Raw genomic sequence first — 23436 nt, 5'->3', positions numbered from 1 at the left:
TCGTCAGCCGTCGGTCATCGACTCGGCGAGCTCGCGGCAGAACCGCGCGGCGTCGGCGCCGACCGACGCGACCTCCAGCAGGCGTTCGACGCGCCGGACGTGCCGCGCCACCGCCTCCGGATCGCTGATCTGCACGACGCCGTTGCTGGTCTCGACGCGCACCAGGTCGTGGTCGTACAGCGCGAACCCGAACGGCTCCACCGGCGAGCCGACCCGGAACGGGACCACCGCGAACGTGTGTCCCGGCAGCGAGGACATCTGGGCGAGGTGGAGCAGCTGGGCGCGCAACGTCGCCGTCGTCATCGGACCGAAGCGCATGTGCAGCGCGGCCTCGCCCACGATGTGCACGAACTCCCGGCCGGGTTCGTAGAGGATGGCCTGGCGGCGGAGTTTCGCGGCGACGAGGTGGCCGACTTGGTCGGCGGGGAGGCCTTCGGCTAGGAAGTCGACGTCGCCGAGCGCCTTCTCCCGGATGTAATCCGGTGTCTGCAGTCGTCCGGGGACGAGGGCCGGCTGGTACTCGGCCAGATACGTGCAGGTGCGGGTCAGGGCGGTGAGCTCGTCCTGGAGTGGGATGGCTCCGCCCTCTTGCGAAAGGCGGTCCTGGTGACTGGAGTACTCGGCGGCGGCCTTCTCCCGCAGCGCGAGCAGGGGCGCAGGATCGGTACCGGTCTCCGAGGCCCAGGCGCGGAGTTCGTCGAGCGAAATGAGCTGACGACCGGTCTCGATCTTCGAGACCTTGGGCTGCTTCCAGCCTCTTCCGAGCCGCGCGGCAAGATCGGCTCCTGTCAGCCCGGACGCTTCACGGGCTGCACGCAGGCGCAGCCCGAGCGCGCCGAGCGCGTGGTTGAGTGGGAGATTGTCCGAGGGCAAATGCGGTGTCGTCTCCGTTCTCAGCCAGGGAGTGGCTCGACGCCGGGGTAGTCGTGCAGCGGGATCGCCAGCTCCAGGGCGCGGTCGCGCCATCGTAGGTGTTGGGCGAGCACGTCCTCGCCTTCGAGCTGCTCGGCCCCGGCGAAGGTGTAGTCGTCGTCGTAGTGCATCCGCCACACCTCCCTGTCGTCGAATATGTAGAAGTCGTGGTGGGGGAGGCCGTCGGGCCAGGTCCCCTCCGATACAGCGATCACGCGAATGTCTTCGCCCCCTCGGACGAGGATCGGGTAGGTGGCGACCTCCATGCGGGTGTAGTCCGTGGGTGGCTCCACCACGATCCGGATCACCATCTTCGTCGCCCCGATCGCGGCCTGTTGCTGCACCCGGGAGAGCCGTCACTCGTAGGTCGGGGTCATCGGGCGACCAGCTACGAAGTCGGCTACACGGGCGTTCTCGATCGGGTTCGAGTAGATCTGCTGGGCCTCGTAGTGGAGACAGGACTTCGAGTAGCTGGTGAAGAGCGCTCCCCACTCCACCCGATCCTCGCTCGGGTGTATCCACCGGCTCATGCGGCTGGGCTCCATTCGGACAGGAGCGCCTCCACTTCGTCCAGCATCGCGGGCCTGCCGAGCTCGGCGAGGATCAACGCGGCGGCGCGAAGCAGGGTCTCGGTGGAAGTCTGACGGCTCCCTTGCCCCTGCCCAGCTCTGCCACCTCGCTGGGAGGTGGCCGAGCTGGTGAACGCCCTCGACCCCACGATCGCGCCCCGACTGCTGGCTGCACACCCGGCGAGGGGCTGGTGCCGTTCCTGCCGGGCCACGGCACCGTGCTCGCTGCGCCGGCTGGCGACGCTGGCGGCGGCAACGTCTCTCCGTGGCCTCCGGCCCTGATGCTTTCCGACGAGCGGCGCGTTCGTCGGATAGGTACCGACGAACGCGCCGCTCGTCGGAATGGGACGGTCAGCGGAGCCGGACCGGGCCCGCGTCGGGTGGCGGTACGCCGAAGAGCGTGGCGGTGTCGTGCTCCGGGGCCTGCTCGGTGGTGAGGTGGGCGTCGCGGATCCGGTCGGTCCGGAACCAGCGCGGTCCGTCCCGGAGCCTGCACCAGGCCAGTAGGTACCAGTGCCCGCCCGTGTCGGCCAGCGCGGCGGGCTCCACCGCGCGCTCGGTGAGCTCGCCGTCGCGACCTTCGTAGTGCAGGACGATCACGCGCCGCGTGCGGACGGCCTCGTCGAGGGCCCTGGCGACGGCAGGTCGCGGCGGTGATTCCGGCGCTCGCAGCCAGAGCCGGTTCGCGATCTCCTCTGCGCGCTCGAGCTCGGCGGGCGGCATCGCGGCGAGCACCTTCGACAGCGCGCTGCGCCCGTCGACCGCGAACGGGAGTGCCGGGAGCGCCGCGAGGGCGACGGCGATCGCGGCCGCCTCGACGCCCGTGATGTTCAGCGGGGGCAGGGTGCGTGCGGCGTCGAGGACGTAGCCGCCGCCCGGTCCTGCCTGTGCCCAGAGCGGGACCCCGGCCTGCAGGAGCGCATCGATGTCGCGCTTGATCGTGCGGGTCGACACCTCCAGCCTGCGGGCGAGCCACGCGCTCGTGCGGCCGGTCGGCCCGGCCGCCCGCAGCTCCTCGCTGATCGCGTAGAGGCGTTCGGTGCGGTTCATGGATCCAAGGATGCCGAGAAACGGTGACATCCTGGTGTCACCGAGGGTGCGGCAGTCTCGTCCTCATGACCACTCATCGACTGCTGACCCGGCCCGGCGGCCGCCGCATCGCGGTCCGCGACCTCACCCCGGACGCACCCACGGATGCACCCGTTGTGCTCTTCTGCCACATCGCGCCGGGCTCGGGGGCGTTCGACCCCGACCCGGAGGTCACGGCGGCGCACGGTGTCCGGTTGATCACGCTGGACCGGCCGGGCTACGGCGCCTCGGACCCGGTCGGCGATGAGTTCGCCTCGGTCGGGCTCGTCGCGGACGATGCGGTGGCCGTGCTCGAGGACGTGCTCGCGCCGGGCGCGACGGCGGGAGTGGTCGGCTGGTCTGCGGGCGGTCGCGTTGCGCTGGCCGTTGCCGCACGGCGGCCGGACCTGGTGAGCCGGGTGGCGGTGATCGGCACACCGGCGCCCGACGACGAGGTGTCGTGGATCCCGGAGGAGTACAAGGCGGGGATCGAGGCCTTGCGCGGGGCGTCAGCGGCCGATGCGCACGCCGCGCTCATCGCGGCGATGGGGCCGATGGTGGAGTCGCTGACGGGCGACGACCGGTTCGCTGTCCTCGGGGTCGGCGAGGCGGACGCCGCGGTGCTCGCGCGCCCGGGGGTCGGCGATCGGTTGCGCGCCATGCTCGACGAGACCTTCGCGCAGGGCGCCACCGGCATGGTCGCGGACGTCGCCGGCTACACGCTGCAGCCGTGGGGCTTCGAACCCTCGGACGTCACGGCGGACGTGCTGCTGGGCTACGGGACCGACGATCCGCTTGGCGAGCCGCACGGGCGGTGGTGGGAGCGGGCGCTCCCGAAGGCCCACCTCGAGATGGTGCCGGACGTCGGCCACTTGGTGTCGGTGCCGTTCTGGGACCGCGCGCTGACGCACGTGAGACCCGGGAGCTGACGGTCGCACACCGACTGTGGTCCTGGCACACCGACTGCTGTTGGTGTGCCAGCGCTGATGTCGGTGTGTGAGGCGGATCAGGCGTCGGCTGCGCGCGACTGCTGCACGACCTCGAACTCCAGCAGCGACGACCCGGTGCCCACCGGCTTTGCCCGCTCGCCGGAGTGCGCCTGCATGCCGGCCCCCTTCATCCACGCCTGGAACGACTCGTCGTCCTCCCAGTGCGTGACGACGAAGTAGCGGTTGTCGCCGGACACGGGGCGCAGCAGCTCGAACGACAGGAAGCCCGGCTGGCCGTCCACGGCGTGCAGCCGGTTGGCGAACCGCCTCTCCAGCTCCTCGCCCGCGCCCTCGGGCACCTCGATCGCATTGATCTTCACAACGGCCATGGGACCTAGGTTAGCCACCATGCGAGCCTCCGATGGGGTCGAGCTGGTCGTCACCGAGTTCGGCGGCTCGGGCACCCCGATCCTGCTGCTGCATGGGCTCATGGGGCGGGCGAGCACGTGGTGGGAGGCCGCCGAATGGCTGGCGGGCCACGGCCGCGTGGTCGGCGTGGACGCGCGCGGGCACGGCCGCTCGGAAGCGCGCGGTCCGTGGACGACCGACCGGATGGCCGCTGACGTCATCGACGTGCTCACCGAGCTCGGGCCGGCCGTTGTGGTCGGGCACTCGATGGGCGGCCTGCACGGGCTGGTGGCCGCGGGCCGCCGTCCCGAGCTGGTGCGGGCGCTCGTGGTGGAGGACATGGGCGTGGACTTCCGGGGGCGCAGCGCCGCGGACGCGCGGGAGTGGTTCACGGTGCTCCCGCAGCCCTTCGCGTGCCTCGCCGCCGTGCGTCGGGCGTTCGGGCACCCGCGTGCCGAGTTCGGGGAGTACATGATCGAGTGCGTCGAGGAACGGGCGGACGGCTACCACCTGCTGGCCGGTGTCGGGCACACCACGGCGATCGCAGCCGAGTGGGCTGAGCGCGACCACTGGCCCGCTGTGACCGCCGTCCGATGCCCGGCACTTCTCGTCGAGGCGGAGGAAAGTGCGGTGCCGGCCGGGCAGATGGCCCTGATGGCGGCCCGGATGATGGACGCGACCCATGTCCGGGTGCCCGGCGCAGGCCACCTCGTGCACGCCGGCCAGGAGTACCGACCGCTCGTTGAGTCGTTTCTGAGTACTCATATGTGAGTGGTTTACTGGCAGGGTGAACCCGACGAGGCTCTTCGTGCTGAGCGCCCTCGCCAAGGGTGGCGCGATGTACGGCCACCAGATCCGGCGCGATGCCCGGGTGGACCGGGCCGAGCTGTGGTCCGACGTGCGTCCCGGCTCGCTCTACGGCGCGCTGCACCGGCTGGAGGACGAGGGCCTGGTCCGTGCGCTGCGCACCGAGCAGGAGGGACGCCTGCCGGCCCGCACGGTGTACGAGATCACCGACGAGGGTCGCCGCGAGCTCGCCGTGCTGCAGGCGGAGGCGTTCGAGGAGGTCCGGTTCCCGCCCGACCCGGTCGACCTCGCGCTCGCCACCGCGTCCGACATCGACGAGGCCACTCTCCGCGGTCACCTGGAGGACCGCGTCCGTGACCTCACGGCACGGCTGGCCCGGCTCGACCACCTGGCCGACCGCCGCTGGGCGGACCAGACCCCGGCCGACGACCTCGTGCTCGAGCACGCGCGCCTGCGGCTGCGCGCGGAGCTGGAGTGGCACGGGCTCGTTCTCGACCAGCTCGGCAAGCTGGGTGGTCGGCCATGACGGTCCGGGACCTGCGGCTGATCGGCGACCCGGTGCTGCGCACGCCGTGCGCGCCGGTCACGGCCTTCGACGAGGCGCTTGCCGCGCTGGTCACCGACCTGATGGACACCGTCTCACTGCCCGGGCGCGCCGGGCTCGCGGCCAACCAGATCGGGGTGTCACTGGCCGCGTTCTCCTACGACGTCGACGGGGCGCGGGGCTACGTCGTCAACCCGCGGCTCGTCGCCACCGACGGCGAGTACGACGGTCAGGAGGCCTGTCTGTCGGTGCCGGGGGTGTCCGCGCCCCGGCTGCGGGCCGCGTACGCCCGGGTCGAGGGCGTCGACGCGAAGAGGCGTCCGGTCGTGGTCGAGGGCGCCGGCGAGCTCGCCCGCTGCCTGCAGCACGAGACCGACCACCTGCGCGGGGAGCTGTACATCGACGCGCTCACCGGGGAGCGGCGGCGCGCCGCGCTGCGGGAGCTGCGGGAGCGTCAGCTCTGAACGTCGACCGCCACCACGCGGGCCCGCACGGTGGGCACGGGGTGCAGCAGGGCGAATGCGTCGGCGGGGCGCTCGGTGGCGAGCACGCAGTGCGGGAGCCACGTGCCGGGTAGGTAGGCCGCGAGCGGGGAGCGGACGCGGCCGGCCAGTGCGTCGTGCACCGCGCTGTGCACGGCGAGCAGCTCGGCGTCGACGACGGCGGCGAGTACGAGCTCGTCGGGGCGCCCCGCCACCGTGCCGAGTGTCTCCAGCCAGATCGACGGAAGGGCGAGCAGCCGCAGCTCGGCGGCCAGCGCCTCCCGGGCAGGTGGCGGGATCGTCCCGGCCGCGGCGGCGATCACCGACGGCGACTCGGCGGGGGTCGCGATCCCGTGGTCGGCCAGCCGCGAACGCAGCTTGCCGAGCTCGGCGCATGCGGCATCGTCCAGGCGGAAGCGAACGATCTGAGGCACTGGTGCCCCTAGGCCGGCAGCGCGAATCGGCCGTCGTCGTGCTGCTCCGCGAGCCCGTCGACGAGTAGGGAGTCGAGGCAGCGGTCGCGCTGGGCCGCGTCGTCCCACGCGGCGTCGAGCGCGGCGCGCTCCACGGGACCGTCGGCGCCCCGCAGGACGTCGAGGAGGCGGCCGCGAACCTGGCGGTCCGTGCCGGCGAAGCCCTGCACCGGCCGGCGTGGGCCGGTGTACTCCGGACGGCCTGCGGCTCGCCACGCGCACGCCTCCCGTACCGGGCAGATCCCGCAGCGGGGAGCGCGCGCCGTGCACAGCACGGCGCCGAGCTCCATCAGCCCGGCCGAGACGACCGCCGCGGAGTGGTCGTCGGGCGGGAGCAGCGCGCCGACGTCCGCGAGGTCGGCGGTGGTGCGGGCCGGGCCCGCGTCGCCGCGACCGTGCACGGCGCGGGCGACGACGCGGCGGACGTTCGTGTCCACCACGGGGCAACGCCGCCCGTAGCCGAACGCAGCCACGGCCCGCGCCGTGTACGAGCCGACGCCCGGTAGCGCCTCGAGCGCCTCGACGTCGGACGGGACGACGTCCCGGTGTTCATTCGCGATCACACCAGCGGTCTCGTGCAGGCGCAGCGCGCGGCGGGGGTAGCCGAGCTTGCCCCACGCCCGCAACACCTCGGCGCGCGAGGCCGCGGCCATGGCCGACGGAGTCGGCCAGCGGGCGAGCCAGTCCGTCCACACCGGTTCGACCCGTGCTACCGGCGTCTGCTGCAGCATGAACTCGCTGACGAGCACGCCCCACGGCGTGGTGTCCGTGCGGCGCCACGGGAGGTCACGCGCCGCGGCGGGATACCAGTCGAGCACGAGTGCGGCCATCGACACGGCTGACAATCGTGCCACCACCCTGCTGGGCGCCCGCGGCAGCCCGAATGATCGACCGTCGCTCGGGTGCTTCCCGGCGCGTCGCGACGCGCCGTGTATCACCGAAATCCGCAACCCATGGTAGTTGCGAGCTACCCTCCGTGATGTGTGGGAGCCGATGGGGCCACTGCCCGCGGCCGTCTACTGGAGGCGGCGCTGGGTCGCCGTCGGCTCCGCAGTCACCGTGATCGTGCTGATCGCCTGGATGATCGCCGCCCTGAGCAGTACGCCGGACGAACCCGGGACCGCTCGCCCGGCCAGCCGTGCAGCCGTTTCCGCTCCCCATGAGGCCTCCCCGCCCCCGGCCGCGCCGCCCTCCGCTGCGCTGCTTCCCGCCACCTTGCCCGCCACAGCGCAGCTCACCACCGCGACGCAGCCGGGGGCGGTGGGGTCCACACCTCCCACTCCATCCGCCACCCAATCCGGGTCGGCAACGCCCACGCCGACGTCATCGCCGGTGCCGTCCACCACAGAGGCGCCACCCGCCGACCCGGTGCCATGCACCAACGAGATGATCGCCGTCAAGGCCGAGGTGGACGGGCCGGAGCGGCCCGTGGGCGAGCGCATGGTGTTGCGGCTCGTCGTCACCAACAGCTCCGACGAGCCGTGCGTGCGCGATCTCGACCCGGGCCGCCAGGAGATCGTCGTCTGGAGCTCCGACGGCAGCGAGCGGCTGTGGTCGAGCAACGACTGCTCCTCGGCGAAGGGGGCGGACCTGCGCACGCTCGCACCCGGAGAGCCGGTGTCGTTCTCCGTGCGGTGGGCCGGTCGCACCTCGGCCGCAGGATGTCCGGAGCGGCGCGAGACGGTGCCGCCGGGCGAGTACCGCCTGCTGACCAGGGTGGACGACGTGATCAGCCCGCCGACGCAGTTCGTCCGCAACCCCTGAGGCGCTAGCGGATCGCGTCCAGGACCACACCGACGTCGCGGACCTCCGTCAGCCGCATGCCCGGCGGGGGGCTGCCGCTGTCGGGCGGGACGAGGGCGTGGGTGAAACCGAGCCGGGCGGCCTCGGCCAGCCGCCGTTCGACGCCCGCCACGCGGCGCACCTCGCCCGCGAGGCCGAGCTCGCCGAGCACGACGACGTCGGACGGGAGGGCCACGTCGCGGCGTGCCGAGGTGATCGCCAGCGCGAGCGCGAGGTCGGCGGCCGGCTCGACCACGCGCATGCCGCCGACGGTCGCCGCGTACACCTCGGCGTCGTGCAGCCGGACGCCTGCCCGCTTCTCGAGCACGGCGAGCAGCATCGCGACGCGGGCGTTGTCGAGACCGCTAACCGCGCGGCGTGGGCTGGGAATGTCCTTGCCGGTCACGAGTGCCTGCAGCTCGGCGGGCAGCGGCCTGCGGCCGTCCATGACCACCGTGACGGCAGTGCCGGGCACCGGCGGGCCGCCGAACCGAGCGAGGAAGAGCCCCGACGGGTCCGGCATGCCGACGATGCCGGAGTCGCGCATCTCGAAGCAGCCCACCTCGTCGGCGGGGCCGAAGCGGTTCTTGACGCCGCGCACCATGCGCAGCGTCGAGTGCTTGTCGCCCTCGAACGAGAGCACGACGTCGACGACGTGCTCCAATACGCGCGGGCCCGCGATGCCACCGTCCTTTGTGACATGTCCCACGAGCAGCACCGGCAGCCCCCGCTCCTTCGCCAGCGCGGTGAGGGCCACCGCGACCGCCCGGGTCTGGGTGACGCCGCCAGGGGCGCCGTCGACGTCGGCGTTCGACATCGTCTGCACGGAGTCGACGATCAGCAGATCGGGACGCAGCTCGTCGACGTGGCCGACGATCGCGCCGAGGTCGGACTCGGCGGCGAGGTACAGCTCGTCGTGCACGGCACCGGTGCGCTCGGCGCGCAGCCGCACCTGCCCCGACGACTCCTCGCCCGTGACGTACAGCACACGGCCGGTCCGCGCGACCTGCGCGGCCACCTCGAGCAGCAGCGTCGACTTGCCGACACCCGGCTCGCCGGCCAGCAGGACGACGGCACCGGGTACGAGTCCTGCGCCCAGCACCCGGTCCAGTTCGGACACTCCGGTCGGCCTTGCGCGGGCCGAGTCGAGCGCGACGTCGGCGATCCGGCGGGCCGGTGCGCTCGGCGCCCCCGCCGCGACGCGCTGCCGCGGCCGCACGGCGGCGACCGGCGCGGCTTCCTCGAGACTGCCCCATGCCTGGCAGCTGGGGCAGCGCCCGACCCATTGCGCGGCCTGGTGCCCGCACTCCGTGCAGCGGTAGCCGCTGCGCGCGGTTCGGGCGGGGGACACCTAGTGCGCCGGGTCCTCGCGGAGTGTGTCCGGGTTGGCGACGGGCACGTCGAATCGCACCTCGCCCGCACGCTCGAACGTGAGGATGAGCGGGTAGGTGAGTCCGGCCTGGACGTCCTCGCGCAGCCCGGTGAGCACGATGTTGCCGACCTCTTGCTCGCCCGCAGCCGCGGGCTCCGAGACGGCAGGGGCGGGTTCCGCGGCGCCGGGAGCGGCCGGGACGCTCGTGGGCGGTGCGGTGGTGGGCGCCGCGGTGGTGGGCGCTGCGCCCGGCGTGGCACCTGAGGCGGCCGCCGGCGCGCCCTCCGCGGGCAGCGGCGCCACGGGCGCGGGGGCGCCATGAATGGTGAGAGCACGGCCGCCCGGGATCCGCAGGACGCCGCTGATCTGCACCGACTCGGCCACCGGGCTGCTGGCGGCCACGAGGCGGTCCAGCTCGGCGCCCGAGTTGACGATCGTCATCTGCAGCGGTGCGCTGCCGCCGACCGGGTAGATCGCCGCCCCGTGGGCCGGCTCGTCGAACTCGATCGTCGCGTTGCGGAGCGAGATCGGGCCCGCGGTCGCGTTGGCCCCCTCGACGGCGGCGACTTGGCGGCTCGTCTGCGTGATCTGCCCTGCGCCGCAGCCCGCGACCGCGACGGCCGCGATCAGCGCGCCGATGACGAGTTGTGCTCGGTTCCGGCGGGGGTCGCTCACCAGGTGACGTCCTTCCTCATTGCCGGGCACTGCGCCGAGCGAGGGCATGCGCCGCGACGGGTGCGGGCGCTGTGTGCCCGCAGTGATCGCTGGGTGGTCGCCGGGTGCGACCGGTCGAAGCCTAACGCCACGGGTAGCAGTGCTGGTCGCGGTCCCCTTGGCCGATCCGCTGCACGCGCACCTGCACGTTTCGGCGCCATTGTCAATCCCCTGACCTGCGACGACAGTGCACACCGGGGAGCGAACCCACGTTCGGGCGTGTTAACCTGGAGGCAGCGAAAGGGGCAGAGGACACATGGTTTTCAAGGTCGGAGAGACCGTCGTCTACCCGCACCACGGTGCCGCTCTCATCGAGGCCATCGAGACTCGGACGATCAAGGGCGAAGAGCGCAAGTATCTCGTCCTGAAGGTCGCGCAGGGTGATCTCACGGTGCGTGTTCCCGCAGAGAACGCCGAGGTGGTCGGCGTCCGCGATGTGGTGGGCCAGGAAGGGCTGGATCGGGTGTTCGAGGTGCTCCGCGCCCCGCACACCGAGGAGCCGACGAACTGGTCGCGTCGGTACAAGGCCAACCTCGAGAAGCTCGCATCGGGTGATGTGAACAAGGTTGCCGAGGTCGTTCGCGACCTGTGGCGCCGGGAGAAGGACCGCGGCCTGTCCGCGGGCGAGAAGCGCATGCTGGCGAAGGCCCGGCAGATTCTCGTGAGCGAGCTGGCGCTCGCCGAGGGCACCGACGAGGAGCGGGCAGAGGTCCTGCTCGACGAGGTACTGGCCACCGCCTCCGCCTGAGCGCGGTAGCCCTGCCTCTCTCCGACGGCCGCCCGGTGCGAATCGTCGCGGTGGTCGTGGCCGGGTCCGCGCATGCGCTCACACCCGTTGTCGACGTCCCGATGGTCGTCCGGGCTGTCCGCACGTTGCTGGCGGGTGCCCCGGTCGAGCGCGTCACGGTGATCGCGTCGGATTCCCTGCGGCCCGAGATCGAACGCGTGTGCGCGGGTGCGCCCGTCGACGTGCGATCGCCTGTGGCGTTGCACGACATCGAGGCACACACCGTGCAACGAGAGGGCGCCACGGGAAGTGACGATCTAGTCACGTCTTGTGGCGACGACATGCTGCTGCTCCACGACGCCTGCCGGCCACTCGCACCCGTCGAGCTGGTCAGAGCAGTCGTCGAGGCCGTTCAGGGTGGACATGGCATGGCCGTGCCCACGTTGCCGCTCACCGACACGGTGAAGTCGGTGGATGATCGTGGGGGCGTCATCGGCACCCCGGACCGAGCGGGCCTGCGCGTCCTGCAGACCCCGATCGCCGTGCGTGCCCGGATGGTGCCGGCCGGCGCGTGTGCGGACCCGGTGGCCGCGGTGCGCAGATACGCGGCTGCGGGGGGCGAGGTGCGGACGGTCACCGGACACCCCGCGGCCTTCGCCGTCCGGAGCGGCTGGGATCTGGAGCTCGCCGAGCTGATCGCGGACGGGAGAATCCGGCTGTGAGGGTCGGGATCGGCACGGACGTGCATCCCGTGGCACCGGGCCGCGAGTGCTGGATCGCCGGGCTGCGCTGGGACGGCGTGGACGGGTGCGCAGGCCACTCCGACGGCGATGTCGCCGCACACGCGTTGTGCGACGCCCTGCTCTCTGCGGCAGGCCTCGGTGACGTCGGGGCCGTGTTCGGTACGGGGCGTCCGGAGTGGACTGGGGCGAGCGGGTTCGCCCTGCTCGCCGAGGTGCGCAGGCTCGTGGCCGCGGAGGGTTGGCGGGTCGGCAATGCCGCCGTGCAGGTGATCGGCAACCGGCCGAAGATCGGCACCCGCCGGGCAGAGGCCCAGCAGGTGCTCTCGGACGCGGTGGGCGGCCCGGTGTCGGTGTCCGGCACCACGACCGACGGCCTGGGCCTCACCGGTCGTGGCGAGGGCATCGCCGCGATCGCGACGGCCTTGTTGGTGCCCGACCGTCACCATCGGCCGGCGGCCGACCTCCAGTAGTCCCGTCCGTCATCCCGCTCAGCCCTTCGCCGAATCGATGCCGGCACCGCGGAAGAACGCCAGCGCCACGACGGCCAGTGCCAGCACGATCGCCGCGCACACCCAGCCCACGACGGGCAGCCCGTACACGAACGTCAGCTCGGGACCGCTGGTACCTCCGCTCGCGCCCTGCCGGTGCACGATCGTCGCCACGCTGCCGAGCACCGCGATACCGAGCGCGCCTCCGAACTCGTTGCTGGTCTCCGAGATCGACGCCACCGCGCCGGCCTTGGCCTCTGGTGCTGTGCCCACCATCAGGTCCGTCACCGCGATGAACACGGGCGCGAGGCCGCCGGAGTACAGCACCGAAGCCGTCACCGCGAGCCCGAGGCCGGACGGGCCGGACGCGAGCGCGAGCAGCCCGAACCCGACTGCGGCGACGACCAGACCGCCAGCCATCGCGTACGCGACCCGCACCCGCCGCAGCAGGATCGGCGCGAGCATCGAGCCCACCGTGAGCCCGATCATCGACGGCACCGACCACAGCCCGGCCGCGAACGGTGACAGCCCGACCACGAGCTGCAGGTACTGCGCGAACAGGAAGAACGCGCCGAGGATCGCGAAGTAGCCGAGGGTGTTGGTCACCAACGCGGCCGAGAAGACCGGCGCCCGGAACAGCTGCAGATCCAGCATCGGGTCGGCGAGTCGCCGCTGCCGGCGGACGAACGCCATGCCGACGCCGAGGCCCACCACGATCGCGGCGGCCGGCGCCGCGTGCCACCCGTCCTTGGCGAGCTGCTTGAGGCCGTAGATCACCGGCAGGATCGTCGCCAGCGAGAGCAGCACGCTCGCGAGGTCCATGCGCCCCGCCGCTGGGTTGCGGTACTCCGGCAGGAGCACCGGCCCGGCCGCGAGCAGCAGCACCATCACCGGGACCGCGGGCAGGAACACCGAACCCCACCAGAACAGTTCGAGCAGTACACCGCCGACGACCGGGCCGAGCGCGCCGCCTGCCGCGAGGCTCATCGCCCACGTCGAGATCGCGACGGTGCGCTGCCCGTCGTCGGGGAACATCGTGCGGATCAGCGACAGGGTCGATGGCGCCAGCGTCGCGCCCGCGACGCCGAGCACGGCGCGGGCCACGATCAGCAGTTCGGCGTTGGGCGCGTACGCGGCGATCACGGACGCGACGCCGAACGCGGCCGCGCCGGTCATCAACAGCCTGCGCCTGCCGATCCGGTCGCCGAGGGTGCCCATCGTGATGAGGAACCCGGCGAGCAGGAACCCGTAGCTGTCGACGATCCACAGCAGCTGGGTGCTGCTCGGGGCGAGCGCCGCACCGATGGCCGGTACGGCGAGGTTGAGCACGCTGAAGTCGAGCGTGATGAGCATCGCCGGCAGCGAGAGCACCGCGAGGCCGATCCACTCGCGACGCCCCGCGAGCCCGTTCGCGGAGATGTCGTTCGTCATGCGGTCGAGCCTGTGCGTGGCCGCGCACGGATCGCTGGGGGTGCCGCGCACGACCTACCCTCAGCCCATGCGCTTCGGGGTGCTGGGGCCGCTCGCCGTGTGGACGGCGGACGGGACGCCGGTCCGGGTTCCCGAGCTCAAGGTCCGCGCCCTGCTCGCGGATCTGCTCGCGCACGAGGGCCGCCCGGTACCGGCCGACCGGCTCGCCGACGACCTGTGGGGCGACGACCCGCCCGGCAACCCGACGAACACGCTGCAGACGAAGGTGTCCCAGCTCCGGCGCTCGCTGGAGGAGGCCGCACCCGGCGGGCGGGCCCTCGTCGGGTACCAGTCGCCCGGCTACCGGCTACGGATCCCGGATGACGCGGTCGACGCCAACCGGTTCCGCGCGCTGGCCGTCCAGGCCGCGGCCGCGGGCGACCCGCGCGAGAAGGCCGGCCTGCTCCGCGAGGCACTGGGGTTGTGGCGCGGTCCCGCGCTCGCCGACTTCCGCGACGACGCGTTCGCGCAGCCGTTCGCGGCTCGGCTGGACGAGGAGCGCCTCGTCGCATTCGAAGAGCTCGCCGAGGCGCGGCTCGCGCTCGGCGAGCACAGCACGCTCGCCGCGGAAGTCGCCGATCTGGTCGCCCAGCACCCGTTGCGGGAACGGCTGCGCGCCCTCCACATCCGCGCGCTGTACGCCGCGGGCCGGCAGGACGAGGCGCTCGACAGCTACGACGACCTGCGCAGGTGCCTTGCCGACGAGCTCGGCATCGATCCGAGCCCCGATCTCGCTGCTCTGCGGCAGGCGGTGCTCGAGCAGGCTCCGACCCTTGCCGCGCCCCCGACGCGGCTGCGGACCAACCTGCCCGTACCCGTGACCGAGATGGTCGGCCGCTCCGAGGCCGTCGCCGAGCTCCGCGCGCTGCTCGGGCGGAGCCGGCTCGTCACGCTCACCGGCTCCGGCGGCGTCGGCAAGACGAGGCTCGCCCTCGAGGTCGCGCGCGGCGCCGATCCGGTCACCTACCCAGACGGCGCCTGGCTGGTCGCTCTCACCGCACTCGAGCCGGACGCGTCCGCCGCCGCAGTGGCGGAGCTGGTCCTTCGCGTCCTGGAGGTCAGCACCCGCGACCGGGTGGCCGCACCGATCGATCTGCTGACCACTGCGTTGCGCGCGCGCCGGATGTTGCTCGTACTCGACAACTGCGAGCACGTCGTCGACGCGGCCGCCGAGGTCGTGGCCCGCATGCTGGCGACCGTGCCGGAGGTACGCGTGCTCGCCACCAGTCAGGAGGCGCTCGGCATCGCTGGCGAGCACGTCTCGGTCGTGCCGTCGCTCGCCGAGGAGGACGCGGTCGCGCTCTTCCTCGCGCGCGCCGAGGCCGCAGGCTCGCGCGATCCTCTCGACGCGGGTGTGGTCGCGGCGATCTGCCAGCGCCTGGACGGTGTCCCGCTCGCGCTCGAGCTCGCGGCGACGCGGGTCCGCGCGCTGGGAGTGCACGAGCTCGCCGCGCGGCTCGACGACCGCTTCCGCCTGCTCGCGGCAGGGCAGCGCGGCGGGCCGGCCCGGCAGCGGACGCTGCGCGCGACGATCGACTGGAGCTGGCAGCTGCTGCCGGACCGCGAACGCGCGGTACATCGCAGGCTCGCCGTGCACGTCGAGGGCTGCACCCTCGCCGCGGCTGAGGCGGCGTGCGTAGGCGACGGGGTCGACGCCGTGGACGTGGTCGACCTGCTCGGCCGGTTGGTGGATCGCTCGCTCGTCACGACGACGTCGACGCCGGCCGGCACGAGGTACGGGCTGCTCGAGTCGATCGCGGCCTACGGTCTCGAGCGGCTCGCCGAGGCCGGCGAGGAGGCGTCCACACGTCGCCGGCACGCGGCGCACCACCTCGCGTTGGCCGAGCGGTCGCAGACCGGCCTCCGCGGTCCTGACCAGCAGATCTGGCTCGGCCGTCTCGACGCGGAGGCCGCGAATCTGCAGTCCGCCTTCGACTTCGCGCTCGCCGACGACGCGACGACCGCGTTTCGGCTGGTGAACGCGCTCGCGTGGTCGTGGGTGCTGCGCGGGCGGCTGCGCGAGGCCATTCGCTCGCTCGACACGGTGCTCGCGACGGCGGGCGGCCCGGCGGACGAGCGCGCCGCGGCGGAGACCTGGCGCGCGGGGATCCGGCTGCTGGCCGGCGAGCCGGTCGACGTCTCGGGGTTGCCTCCGAAGGCGCCGGCCCGCGCGCGGCTGTTCGTCGGCTTCGCCGGGACCGACCTGCTCGAGCCGGACGTCAGCGAGCGGCTCGTCGAGGACACGCTGACCGCGCTGCGGGCGGCCGGCGACACCTGGGGAGTCGCGGCGGCGCTGAGCGCGCAGGCGAAGCAGGCGCACGCCCACGGCGACCTCGTGCGGATGGAGGCCGCCGCGGAGGAGAGCCACCGGCTGTTCGGCGAGCTCGGCGACCGGTGGGGCCGGCTGCAGGCGAGCGAGTGGCTCGCCGCGCTCGCCGAGATCCGGGGCGAGTTCGGGAAGTCGGCCCGGTTGCACGAGGACGGCGTGCGGATCGCGTCGGAGCTCGGGCTGTGGCCACAGGCCGCCGACCGCTACTCGTGGCTCGGGCGGCTGGCGATGCTGCGCGGCGACCACGATGCTGCCCTTCGACTGCTCGAGCGCGGGCTGCGGCTCGCCACCGAGCAGGGATACGGGCCCGGCCGCGGGTTTGCGATCCTGGGGCTCGCGCTGCTCGCCCGGCGGGCAGGGAACCTCGACGAGGCCGAGCGCAGGCTGCGCACGTTCACCGACACCGTCGAGTCCGTCTCGCTGCATCCGACGCCGCGCGCGGTTGTCCTCACCGAGCTGGGGTTCCTCGCCGAGCAGCGCGGCGAGGCGGAGAAGGCGGTCGCGCGGCACCGGGAGGCCTTCGCGATCGCCTCGGCGGTAGCCGACATCCGCGCGCAGGCCGCCGCGCTCGACGGTCTCGCCGGCGCAGCCGCGCTGGCCGGGCGGGCGGCCGAGGCAGCGACGTTGCTCGGTGCGGCGGCCGCGGCCCGCGAAGAGGTTGGCGCGCCGCGGCCACCCGCCGAACGGGCCGACGTCGACCGCGCGGAGGCGGCCGCCCGGGCCGAGCTCTCCGACGCCGCATACCAGGAGAGATACGAGTACGGCAGTACCCTGCGCCCCGAGCAGGCCGTAGGGATTCCCTTGGGCGACCTCAGCCGACCCGTTCCTGGATCTGCTCGGGCGTGAGGTTCCCGGTGTGCTGGGCGATCAGCCACTGGTGGCCGAACGGGTCACGCAGGCGGCCGCCGTAGCTGTACCCGCGGTCGGCGACCGGGAAGATCACCGTCGCGCCTGCGCCGAGCATGCGCTCGGCCACGGCGTCGGCATCGGACACGTCGAGCGACATGATCACCGGAATTCCCTCGCCGGAGGGAGCCGGGTCGCCGTCGCCCGCGTCCTTGACGGCGAAGCGGGCCGGGCCCGCCTCCACCATCGCGTGCACGACACGGCCGTCGGGGCCGGTGTAGCGCTCGGTGACGGTGCCGCCGAGCGCGCGGGCGTAGAAGTCGAGGGCGGCATCGGCGCCTTCGACGACGAGCCGCGGGTAGAGGGCTGTCAACTGACTCATGCCGTCCATCGTTGCGGGGTCCCCGACGCCCGTCGTGGACGAAACGGAACACCGCGCGCGATGCACGCCACACCGGCTCCGTACCCTGGAGTCGTGAGCCTTCGCCTGCACGACACCGCCACGAGGATGCAGAGGGACTTCGTCCCCCTGCGGGCCGGGGCTGCGTCGATGTATGTGTGTGGGGCCACCGTGCAGGGTCTGCCGCACATCGGGCACGTGCGCTCCAGCCTGAACTACGACGTGCTTCGCCGGTGGCTCGCCCACGGCGGGCTGGACGTCGCGCTGGTGCGCAATGTCACCGACATCGACGACAAGATCCTGCGCAAGTCCGCGGAGGCCGGTCGGCCGTGGTGGGAGTGGGGCGCCACCCACGAGCGGGCGTTCTCGGCCGCCTACGAGGCGCTGGGCTGCCTCCCGGCGTCCGTGGAGCCGCGCGCCACGGGCCACGTCACTCAGATGGCCGAGCTGATCGAGCGGCTGATCGAGCGCGGCCACGCCTACCCCGCGGGCGGCGACGTCTACTTCTCGGTGCGCTCGTTCCCCACCTACGGCGAGCTGTCGCACCAGAAGGTCGACGACGTCGCGCAGGGCGAGGGGACGAGCGGCGCGAAGCGCGACCCTCAGGACTTCACACTGTGGAAGGCGGCGAAGCCGGGGGAGCCGTCATGGCCCACCCCGTGGGGCCGGGGGCGCCCCGGCTGGCACCTCGAGTGCTCGGCGATGGCCACCTTCTACCTCGGCCCCGAGTTCGACATCCACGGCGGCGGGCTCGACCTGGTGTTCCCCCACCACGAGAACGAGCGGGCGCAGTCCAACGCGGCCGGCGATCCGTTCGCCCGCTACTGGCTGCACAACGCCTGGGTCACCATGGGCGGCGAGAAGATGTCCAAGTCGCTCGGCAACACGCTGTCGATCGAGGCGTTGCTGCAGCGGGTGCGCCCGGTGGAGCTGCGCTACTACCTGGTGGGGCCGCACTACCGCTCGGCCATCGAGTACTCCGACGCCGCGCTGCAGGAGGCGGTGGCCGCGTACCGGCGCATCGAGTCGTTCGTGCACAGGGTGCGGGAGCGGATCGCTGCCCCCGAGGTGGGCGCCGTGTCGCCGGAGTTCACCGCCGCAATGGACGACGACCTCGGCACGCCCGCCGCGCTCGCGGCCATCCACGGCGCCGTCCGGGATGGCAACGCCGCGCTCGACGGCGGTGACCGGGCCGCGGCACTGGCCGCCGCCGGGTCCGTGCGTGCGATGACGGGCCTGCTCGGGCTCGACCCGCTCGATCCGCACTGGGCCGAGCACGACCGCTCGGCCGACAGCGCCACCGGCGCGCTCACCGCGCTCGTCGAGGACCTCCTCGTCCAGCGTCAGGAGGCGCGGGCCCGCCGCGACTTCGCCGCCGCCGACGAGCTGCGCAACCGCCTCACCGCTGCAGGGATCGCAGTGGAAGATTCACCCGATGGACCCACCTGGTCCTTGAAGGACGGATAGATGGCCGGCAATTCCAAGCGCCGCGGAGCGATGCGCAAGGAGGGCACCAAGAAGGGCATGGTCGTCGGGTCCGGCGGCCAGCGGCGGCGCGCGCTGCAGGGCAAGGGCCCGACGCCGCCCGCGGAGATGCGGCCCGGCCACCCCGCTGCCCGTAAGGCGTCCCGCGCCGCCAACACCAAGTCCAAGCAGGGCGGCCGTGCCGGCGACAAGCGGCGTCCCGGCGACGGCGAGACCCCGGAGACCGTGCTCGGTCGCAACCCGGTCGTGGAATGCCTCCGCGCCGGGGTGCCGGCCACCGCGCTGCACGTGGCGCTGGGCACGAACGCCGACGAGCGGGTGGCCGAGGCCGTCCAGCTCGCCGCCGACCGCGGCATCTCGATCCTCGAGGTTCCCAGGGGCGACCTCGACCGGATCACCGGAGGAGCGCTGCACCAGGGCATCGCGCTGCAGGTGCCGCCGTACGCCTACGCCCACCCCGACGAGCTGCTGGAGGCGGCGAGCGAGTCGCCGGACCCGGGGCTGATCGTCGCGCTCGATGGCGTCACCGACCCGCGCAACCTCGGCGCCGTGGTGCGGTCGGTCGGCGCGTTCGGTGCGCACGGTGTGGTCGTGCCGCAGCGGCGGGCCGCCGGCATGACGGCCGTCGCGTGGCGCACGTCGGCGGGCACCGCCGCCCGCGTGCCGGTGGCCCGTGCCACCAACCTCACCCGCACGCTGAAGGAGTACGCCACCGCCGGGTTCATGATCGCCGGCCTCGACGCGGAGGGCTCGGTCTCGCTCGACGACTTCGAGATGGCCACCGACCCGCTCGTGCTCGTGATCGGTTCGGAGGGCAAGGGACTGTCCCGGCTGGTCAAGGAGACCTGCGACGTCACAGTCTCGATCCCGCTCGCGGGGCAGGTCGAGTCGCTGAACGCCTCGGTGGCCGCGGGTGTGGTGCTGGCCGAGGTGGCCCGGCAGCGGCGGGTCCGACGCGGCTGAGTCAGGCCGCCGCCACCTGGCGGCGCCTGCGGCCCACCACCCGGCAGGCCACGTAGGTGAGGAACGCGATCGTGGCCACGTAGCCGGAGATAGGCAGGCCCGGCGCGAGCGAGAGCAGGATCCCGCCGAGCAGGGCGATCTCTGCGAACGCCACCGCGAGGACCGTGGCCACAACCGGGTTGGCCGTGACTCGCGCGGCCGCGGCCCCCGGCACGATCATCACGGTGAGCACGAGGATCGCCCCGACGATCGGCACCACGAGTGCCGTCGTGAGCCCGATCATCACGGCGAACACGAGCGACAGCATCCGCGCTGGCACGCCGCGGGCGAGGGCGACGTCGGGATCGGTGCTGGCGAACAGCAGTGGCCGGTACAGCACGGCGAGCGCGCCGATCACGATCACCGACACGACACTCAGCACCGCGATGTTCGTGGTGTCGACCGCCACGATCGAGCCGGTGAGCAGCCCGAACTTGTTCGACGCGCGGCCGGGGTAGAGCGCGAGCATCAGGACCCCGAGGCCGAGGCCGAATGCGAGCACCACGCCTATCACCGAGTCGCGCTCGCGCTGCCGCAACCCGAGGAAGCCGAACACGAGCGCCGCCACGACCGCGCCCGCGACAGCGCCGAACTCGACGCCGATCCCGGTGAGGAGCGCCGCCGCCCCGCCCGTGAAGGAGAGCTCCGCCGTGCCGTGCACGGCGAAGGACATCCCGCGCGAGACGATCAGCGGTGCGAGCACTCCCGCCACGAGACCGAGCACGGCACAGGCGATGAACGCCGACTGCACGAACGGCAGCGCGAGCAGCTCGCCGATGTCCTCGAACGAGAACAGCCTGCCCAGCAGCTCGGTCACGCCGACTCCTCGTGGCAGTGCTCGCCGTGGTCCTCCGCCCCGACGACGACCAGCCGCCCGCGGACCCGCAGCACGTCCACCTCGGTGCGGTAGAGCTCCGATAGCACCTCGGAGGTCATGACCTCCTCCGGCGGGCCGATCCGGAACCGGCCGTTCACGAGGTAGAGCACGCGGTCGACGAGCGGGAGGACCGGGTTGATCTCGTGCGTGACGAACAGGACCGAGGTGCCGGCGGCCCGGCGCCGCTCGTCGATGAGCCGGGTGACCGTGCGCTGGTGGGACAGATCGAGCGAGAGCAGCGGCTCGTCGCACAGCAGCACGTCCGGCCCACCGACCAGGGCCTGGGCCACCCGAAGCCGCTGCTGCTCGCCGCCGGAGAGCCGGCCGACGGGCGCGTCGGCGTACGGGGTGCCGCCGACCGCGGCGAGCGCGGCGTCCACCCGCTCCCGGCGCTCCCGGCGGCCGCGGAACCCGATGCCGAAGCGGTGACCGTCGAGCCCGAGCCCGACGAGGTCGCGACCGCGTAGCGGGAGGTCGGGATCGAGGGCCTTCTGCTGCGGGACGTAGCCGATGCCGGGGCTCCCGCGCCGCGGCGGCCGGCCGGCGATCCGCACCTCGCCCGCCGTGAGCGGGAGGAGGCCGAGCAGCACGCGCACGAGCGTGGTCTTGCCTGAGCCGTTGGGGCCGAGCACCGTGACGAACTCGCCGGGGGCGACGTCGAGGTCGAGCCCGTCCCACAGGGTGCGGTCGCCGAAGCTGACGCGCGCCCCGCGCAGCGACACCGCGGGCGTCGCGACGGGCAGCGTCGGGACGTCCGGTGGTGTGGTGGGAGGCGCGGCCATGGACATCAGCTTCCGGACGGGCGTGTGCCGAGAGCCCCTGCGAGGGCGTCGATCTGGCCGCCCATCCAGGTGGCGTAGTCCGGGACGCCCTCGGGAAGGGTCTCGGTCATCTCGACGACGGGCACCCCTGCAGTCTGCGCCGCGTCCCGAACCTGGTTGGTGCTGGGGGTCTCCGTCTGCGCGTTGAGGATGAGCGCGCGCACCGGGTCACCGGAGAACAGGGCGAGCGTCTCCTGGAGCGCCGCGGCGGGCGGGTCGGTGTCCTCCTCGATCGCCTCGGTGAACTCGTGGGGTGTGGCGTCGGTGAGCCCTGCCGTCTGCACGAGGTAGCCCGGCACCGGCTCGGTGACCGCCACCCGGGCGCCGGGCTGCGCCTTGCCGATCGCCTCGGCACGGGTGATCAGCTCCGCCAGGCGGGCGTTGAAGGCATCCGCGTTGGCCGTGAACTCGGCGGCGTCGGCCGGGTCGGCGGCGGCGAGATCGGTGGCGATCTGCGTCGCGACCTTCTGCACGGTGGGCAGGCTGTACCAGAAGTGCTCGTTGAACTCGCCGTGCTCGTGCTCCTCGCCCTCGGCGGGCGCCTCCTCCGCGGCGTGCTCCTCCTCCGCCGGAACCAGGCCGGAGATGCCGGCTACGTCGACGACGGTCGGGTTCGCTCCCGAGGACTCCACGAGCCGCGGGAGGAAGTCGTCGTAGCCACCGCCGTTGACTACGACGAGCTTGGCCTTGGCCACGGCTGCGGCATCGGCGGGCGTGCTCTCGTAGGAGTGGGGATCGGCGGCGGGATCGTCGATCAGCGAGTCGACGGTGACGTGGTCGCCGCCGACGGCTTCGACGATGCTGCCGTAGACGTTCGTGGAGGCGACGACCGGCACGGCCGCGTCCTCGGCGGGTGGGGCGGCTGCGGGCGTCTGGGTGGCGGAGCCGCAGCCCGCGACGGTGAGCACGGCGAGCGCGGCGACGGCAGCGCGGCGGAACGGCATGGCGGATGCACTCCCCGAGTCGATCGAATTGATAACCGTTGTCGATTCACTCTAGCCGTTCGGGTGGCGCCTGTTCGGAGGGCCGTGTCACACGAGTTTCCCGTGGAGTGTCTGAACCGTTACGGTTCGACGATGGCAGGGCCTCCCAATGTCCGCCGTCCCGCGACTCTCGCCTCGCTCGCTGCCGAACTCGGTGTCTCGCGGACGACGGTGTCGAACGCCTACAACCGTCCTGACCAGCTCTCCGCGCCCTTGCGGGCCCGCGTGCTCGAGGCGGCGCGGCGCCTCGGCTACCCGGGGCCGGACCCGGTCGCGCGATCGCTGCGCACCCGCAAGGCGGGCGCGGTCGGTCTGTTGCTCACCGAGGCGCTGTCGTACGCGTTCCGGGACCCCGCCGCCACCGGGTTCCTCGAAGGGCTCGCGCTCGCGTGCGAGCAGGCGGGGCAGGGTTTGCTGCTCGTTCCGGTCAGCCCCGACCAGGTGGACGTCACGGCGGTGCACCAGGCCGGTGTCGACGGGTTCGTCGTCTACTCGGTGCGGGAGGACGACCCGCACTTCCTCGCCGTGCTCGAACGGCCGCTGCCGACCGTCGTGTGCGACCAGCCGATGGGCGTTGACGGTGTCGACCGCGTGGGCGTCGACGACCGGGCGGGGATGCTCGCGCTCACACGGCATCTCACCGCGCTCGGCCACCGCCGCGTCGGAGTGCTCTGCATGCGCCTCGCGGCCGGCCACAACGACGGCCCCGCCACCCCGGAGCGGCAGGCGAACGCCACCTACCCGGTGCAGCGCGACCGGCTCGCCGGCATCCGCGACGGGCTCGCCGAGGTGGGGGTCGACTGGGCCGACGTGCCCGTCCACGAGCGCTTCGAGCACAGCGTCGACGCCGGCAAGGATGCGGCGGCGGCGCTGCTCGCGGCCCACCCGGACGTCACCGCCCTGGTCTGCACGTCCGACATCCTCGCCCTCGGCGCGCTCGGGCACGCCGCCCACCGCGGCCTGGCCGTGCCCGACCAGCTCACGGTCACCGGCTTCGACGGGGTGCCGGAGGCCGAGCGTGCGGGTCTCACCACCGTTCGCCAGCCGGTGCTGGAGAAGGGGCGGGTGGCGGGCGAGCTGCTCCTGGAGCGCGGCGACCGCAACCGCCCGCGCCGCGTGACGCTGCCCACCGAGCTGATCGTGGGTTCGACGAGCGGCCGCCCGCGCGTGGAGGAGCGCTTCTTCTCTGGCTGGTGAGACCGTTC

The 23436-nt window shown here is 73.1% G+C and carries 27 protein-coding genes; 12 read left to right on the top strand and 15 right to left on the bottom strand.

What is annotated here, in order from left to right:
* Positions 1–3: 3 nt before the first annotated feature.
* The 4 genes from K1T35_RS45530 to K1T35_RS45515 all read right to left on the bottom strand — a co-directional run bounded on the left by K1T35_RS45530 (position 4) and on the right by K1T35_RS45515 (position 2531).
* On the bottom strand, positions 4–873 hold the full coding sequence (locus K1T35_RS45530; RefSeq protein ID WP_220257835.1) for a helix-turn-helix transcriptional regulator: 870 nt from the start codon (positions 871–873) through the stop codon (positions 4–6).
* Positions 874–893: 20 nt separating this feature from the next.
* Entirely contained in the window at positions 894–1256 is a 363-nt protein-coding gene (locus K1T35_RS45525) for a DUF6879 family protein (RefSeq protein ID WP_220257834.1), read from the bottom strand.
* 12 nt (positions 1257–1268) lie between these two features.
* Positions 1269–1442: a hypothetical protein gene (locus K1T35_RS45520; protein WP_220257833.1), complete on the bottom strand. Its 174-nt coding sequence runs from the start codon at positions 1440–1442 to the stop codon at positions 1269–1271.
* Between the two features lie 390 nt (positions 1443–1832).
* The gene (locus K1T35_RS45515; RefSeq protein ID WP_220257832.1) at positions 1833–2531 is read right to left on the bottom strand and encodes a YafY family protein; all 699 of its coding nucleotides are present in this window, start codon (positions 2529–2531) and stop codon (positions 1833–1835) included.
* A gap of 65 nt (positions 2532–2596) precedes the next feature.
* On the opposite strand from K1T35_RS45515, the gene K1T35_RS45510 reads away from it, so the two are divergent.
* Positions 2597–3478: an alpha/beta fold hydrolase gene (locus tag K1T35_RS45510; protein WP_220257831.1), complete on the top strand. Its 882-nt coding sequence runs from the start codon at positions 2597–2599 to the stop codon at positions 3476–3478.
* Positions 3479–3555: 77 nt separating this feature from the next.
* On the opposite strand, the gene K1T35_RS45505 is transcribed toward K1T35_RS45510, so the two are convergent.
* Positions 3556–3867, bottom strand: a complete 312-nt coding sequence (locus tag K1T35_RS45505) for an antibiotic biosynthesis monooxygenase (protein ID WP_220257830.1) — start codon at positions 3865–3867, stop codon at positions 3556–3558.
* Positions 3868–3886: 19 nt separating this feature from the next.
* Here K1T35_RS45505 and K1T35_RS45500 point away from each other — a divergent pair, with 19 nt between their 5' ends.
* The 3 genes from K1T35_RS45500 to K1T35_RS45490 are packed head-to-tail and all read left to right on the top strand — an operon-like array spanning position 3887 to position 5701.
* Complete coding sequence (locus K1T35_RS45500) at positions 3887–4657, top strand: alpha/beta fold hydrolase (RefSeq protein WP_220257829.1); 771 nt, start codon at positions 3887–3889, stop codon at positions 4655–4657.
* A gap of 16 nt (positions 4658–4673) precedes the next feature.
* Positions 4674–5219, top strand: coding sequence for a PadR family transcriptional regulator (locus tag K1T35_RS45495; RefSeq protein ID WP_220257828.1), 546 nt, complete (start codon positions 4674–4676; stop codon positions 5217–5219).
* Entirely contained in the window at positions 5216–5701 is a 486-nt protein-coding gene (locus K1T35_RS45490) for a peptide deformylase (RefSeq protein ID WP_220257827.1), read from the top strand. The genes K1T35_RS45495 and K1T35_RS45490 overlap by 4 nt, the downstream gene beginning before the upstream one ends.
* On the opposite strand, the gene K1T35_RS45485 is transcribed toward K1T35_RS45490, so the two are convergent.
* The 3 genes from K1T35_RS45485 to K1T35_RS45475 all read right to left on the bottom strand — a co-directional run bounded on the left by K1T35_RS45485 (position 5692) and on the right by K1T35_RS45475 (position 7463).
* A complete protein-coding gene (locus K1T35_RS45485) occupies positions 5692–6153 on the bottom strand; it encodes a 2'-5' RNA ligase family protein (RefSeq protein WP_220257826.1) in 462 nt (153 codons plus the stop codon). The genes K1T35_RS45490 and K1T35_RS45485 overlap by 10 nt on opposite strands.
* A gap of 8 nt (positions 6154–6161) precedes the next feature.
* Positions 6162–7022, bottom strand: a complete 861-nt coding sequence (locus K1T35_RS45480; RefSeq protein ID WP_304940865.1) for an A/G-specific adenine glycosylase — start codon at positions 7020–7022, stop codon at positions 6162–6164.
* A gap of 186 nt (positions 7023–7208) precedes the next feature.
* Positions 7209–7463, bottom strand: coding sequence for a hypothetical protein (locus K1T35_RS45475; RefSeq protein ID WP_220257824.1), 255 nt, complete (start codon positions 7461–7463; stop codon positions 7209–7211).
* A 61-nt stretch (positions 7464–7524) separates the two neighbouring features.
* On the opposite strand from K1T35_RS45475, the gene K1T35_RS45470 reads away from it, so the two are divergent.
* On the top strand, positions 7525–7956 hold the full coding sequence (locus K1T35_RS45470; RefSeq protein ID WP_220257823.1) for a hypothetical protein: 432 nt from the start codon (positions 7525–7527) through the stop codon (positions 7954–7956).
* Between the two features lie 4 nt (positions 7957–7960).
* Here K1T35_RS45470 and radA read toward each other — a convergent pair whose 3' ends face one another.
* Both radA and K1T35_RS45460 read right to left on the bottom strand, forming a co-directional pair.
* On the bottom strand, positions 7961–9325 hold the full coding sequence (gene radA / locus K1T35_RS45465) for a DNA repair protein RadA (protein ID WP_220257822.1): 1365 nt from the start codon (positions 9323–9325) through the stop codon (positions 7961–7963).
* The gene (locus K1T35_RS45460) at positions 9326–10021 is read right to left on the bottom strand and encodes a copper chaperone PCu(A)C (RefSeq protein ID WP_220257821.1); all 696 of its coding nucleotides are present in this window, start codon (positions 10019–10021) and stop codon (positions 9326–9328) included. It abuts the gene before it with no gap.
* Positions 10022–10316: 295 nt separating this feature from the next.
* Between K1T35_RS45460 and K1T35_RS45455 the strand changes: the two genes are divergently transcribed.
* Genes K1T35_RS45455 through ispF form a run of 3 tightly spaced genes read left to right on the top strand, consistent with a single transcriptional unit; the run spans position 10317 to position 12000 of the window.
* Positions 10317–10808: a CarD family transcriptional regulator gene (locus tag K1T35_RS45455; protein ID WP_220257820.1), complete on the top strand. Its 492-nt coding sequence runs from the start codon at positions 10317–10319 to the stop codon at positions 10806–10808.
* A gap of 35 nt (positions 10809–10843) precedes the next feature.
* On the top strand, positions 10844–11509 hold the full coding sequence (locus K1T35_RS45450; RefSeq protein WP_220257819.1) for a 2-C-methyl-D-erythritol 4-phosphate cytidylyltransferase: 666 nt from the start codon (positions 10844–10846) through the stop codon (positions 11507–11509).
* A complete protein-coding gene (gene ispF / locus K1T35_RS45445; RefSeq protein ID WP_220257818.1) occupies positions 11506–12000 on the top strand; it encodes a 2-C-methyl-D-erythritol 2,4-cyclodiphosphate synthase in 495 nt (164 codons plus the stop codon). The genes K1T35_RS45450 and ispF overlap by 4 nt, the downstream gene beginning before the upstream one ends.
* Before the next feature lie 18 nt (positions 12001–12018).
* Here ispF and K1T35_RS45440 read toward each other — a convergent pair whose 3' ends face one another.
* Positions 12019–13449, bottom strand: coding sequence for an MFS transporter (locus tag K1T35_RS45440; RefSeq protein ID WP_220257817.1), 1431 nt, complete (start codon positions 13447–13449; stop codon positions 12019–12021).
* A gap of 67 nt (positions 13450–13516) precedes the next feature.
* Here K1T35_RS45440 and K1T35_RS45435 point away from each other — a divergent pair, with 67 nt between their 5' ends.
* Positions 13517–16663: a BTAD domain-containing putative transcriptional regulator gene (locus K1T35_RS45435; RefSeq protein WP_220257816.1), complete on the top strand. Its 3147-nt coding sequence runs from the start codon at positions 13517–13519 to the stop codon at positions 16661–16663.
* Here the strand turns inward: K1T35_RS45435 and K1T35_RS45430 are convergent.
* Positions 16629–17045, bottom strand: a complete 417-nt coding sequence (locus K1T35_RS45430; protein ID WP_220257815.1) for a glyoxalase/bleomycin resistance/extradiol dioxygenase family protein — start codon at positions 17043–17045, stop codon at positions 16629–16631. The genes K1T35_RS45435 and K1T35_RS45430 overlap by 35 nt on opposite strands.
* 93 nt (positions 17046–17138) lie before the next feature.
* On the opposite strand from K1T35_RS45430, the gene cysS reads away from it, so the two are divergent.
* Together cysS and rlmB are read left to right on the top strand one after the other, a co-directional pair.
* A complete protein-coding gene (gene cysS / locus K1T35_RS45425; RefSeq protein ID WP_220257814.1) occupies positions 17139–18530 on the top strand; it encodes a cysteine--tRNA ligase in 1392 nt (463 codons plus the stop codon).
* Positions 18531–19511, top strand: coding sequence for a 23S rRNA (guanosine(2251)-2'-O)-methyltransferase RlmB (gene rlmB, locus K1T35_RS45420; protein ID WP_220257813.1), 981 nt, complete (start codon positions 18531–18533; stop codon positions 19509–19511).
* 1 nt (position 19512) lies between these two features.
* Here rlmB and K1T35_RS45415 read toward each other — a convergent pair whose 3' ends face one another.
* Genes K1T35_RS45415 through K1T35_RS45405 form a run of 3 tightly spaced genes read right to left on the bottom strand, consistent with a single transcriptional unit; the run spans position 19513 to position 22192 of the window.
* Positions 19513–20355: a metal ABC transporter permease gene (locus K1T35_RS45415; protein ID WP_220263267.1), complete on the bottom strand. Its 843-nt coding sequence runs from the start codon at positions 20353–20355 to the stop codon at positions 19513–19515.
* A gap of 8 nt (positions 20356–20363) precedes the next feature.
* The gene (locus K1T35_RS45410) at positions 20364–21209 is read right to left on the bottom strand and encodes a metal ABC transporter ATP-binding protein (RefSeq protein ID WP_220257812.1); all 846 of its coding nucleotides are present in this window, start codon (positions 21207–21209) and stop codon (positions 20364–20366) included.
* A 5-nt stretch (positions 21210–21214) separates the two neighbouring features.
* Complete coding sequence (locus K1T35_RS45405) at positions 21215–22192, bottom strand: metal ABC transporter solute-binding protein, Zn/Mn family (RefSeq protein WP_220257811.1); 978 nt, start codon at positions 22190–22192, stop codon at positions 21215–21217.
* 132 nt (positions 22193–22324) lie between these two features.
* On the opposite strand from K1T35_RS45405, the gene K1T35_RS45400 reads away from it, so the two are divergent.
* Positions 22325–23428, top strand: coding sequence for a LacI family DNA-binding transcriptional regulator (locus K1T35_RS45400; protein ID WP_220257810.1), 1104 nt, complete (start codon positions 22325–22327; stop codon positions 23426–23428).
* The last annotated feature ends 8 nt before the right edge of the window (positions 23429–23436 follow it).

Source organism: Pseudonocardia sp. DSM 110487 (assembly GCF_019468565.1).
GTDB lineage: Bacteria > Actinomycetota > Actinomycetes > Mycobacteriales > Pseudonocardiaceae > Pseudonocardia.
Note: the sequence above shows the minus strand (reverse complement) of the source record. Positions and strands in the feature narration are given on the sequence as shown.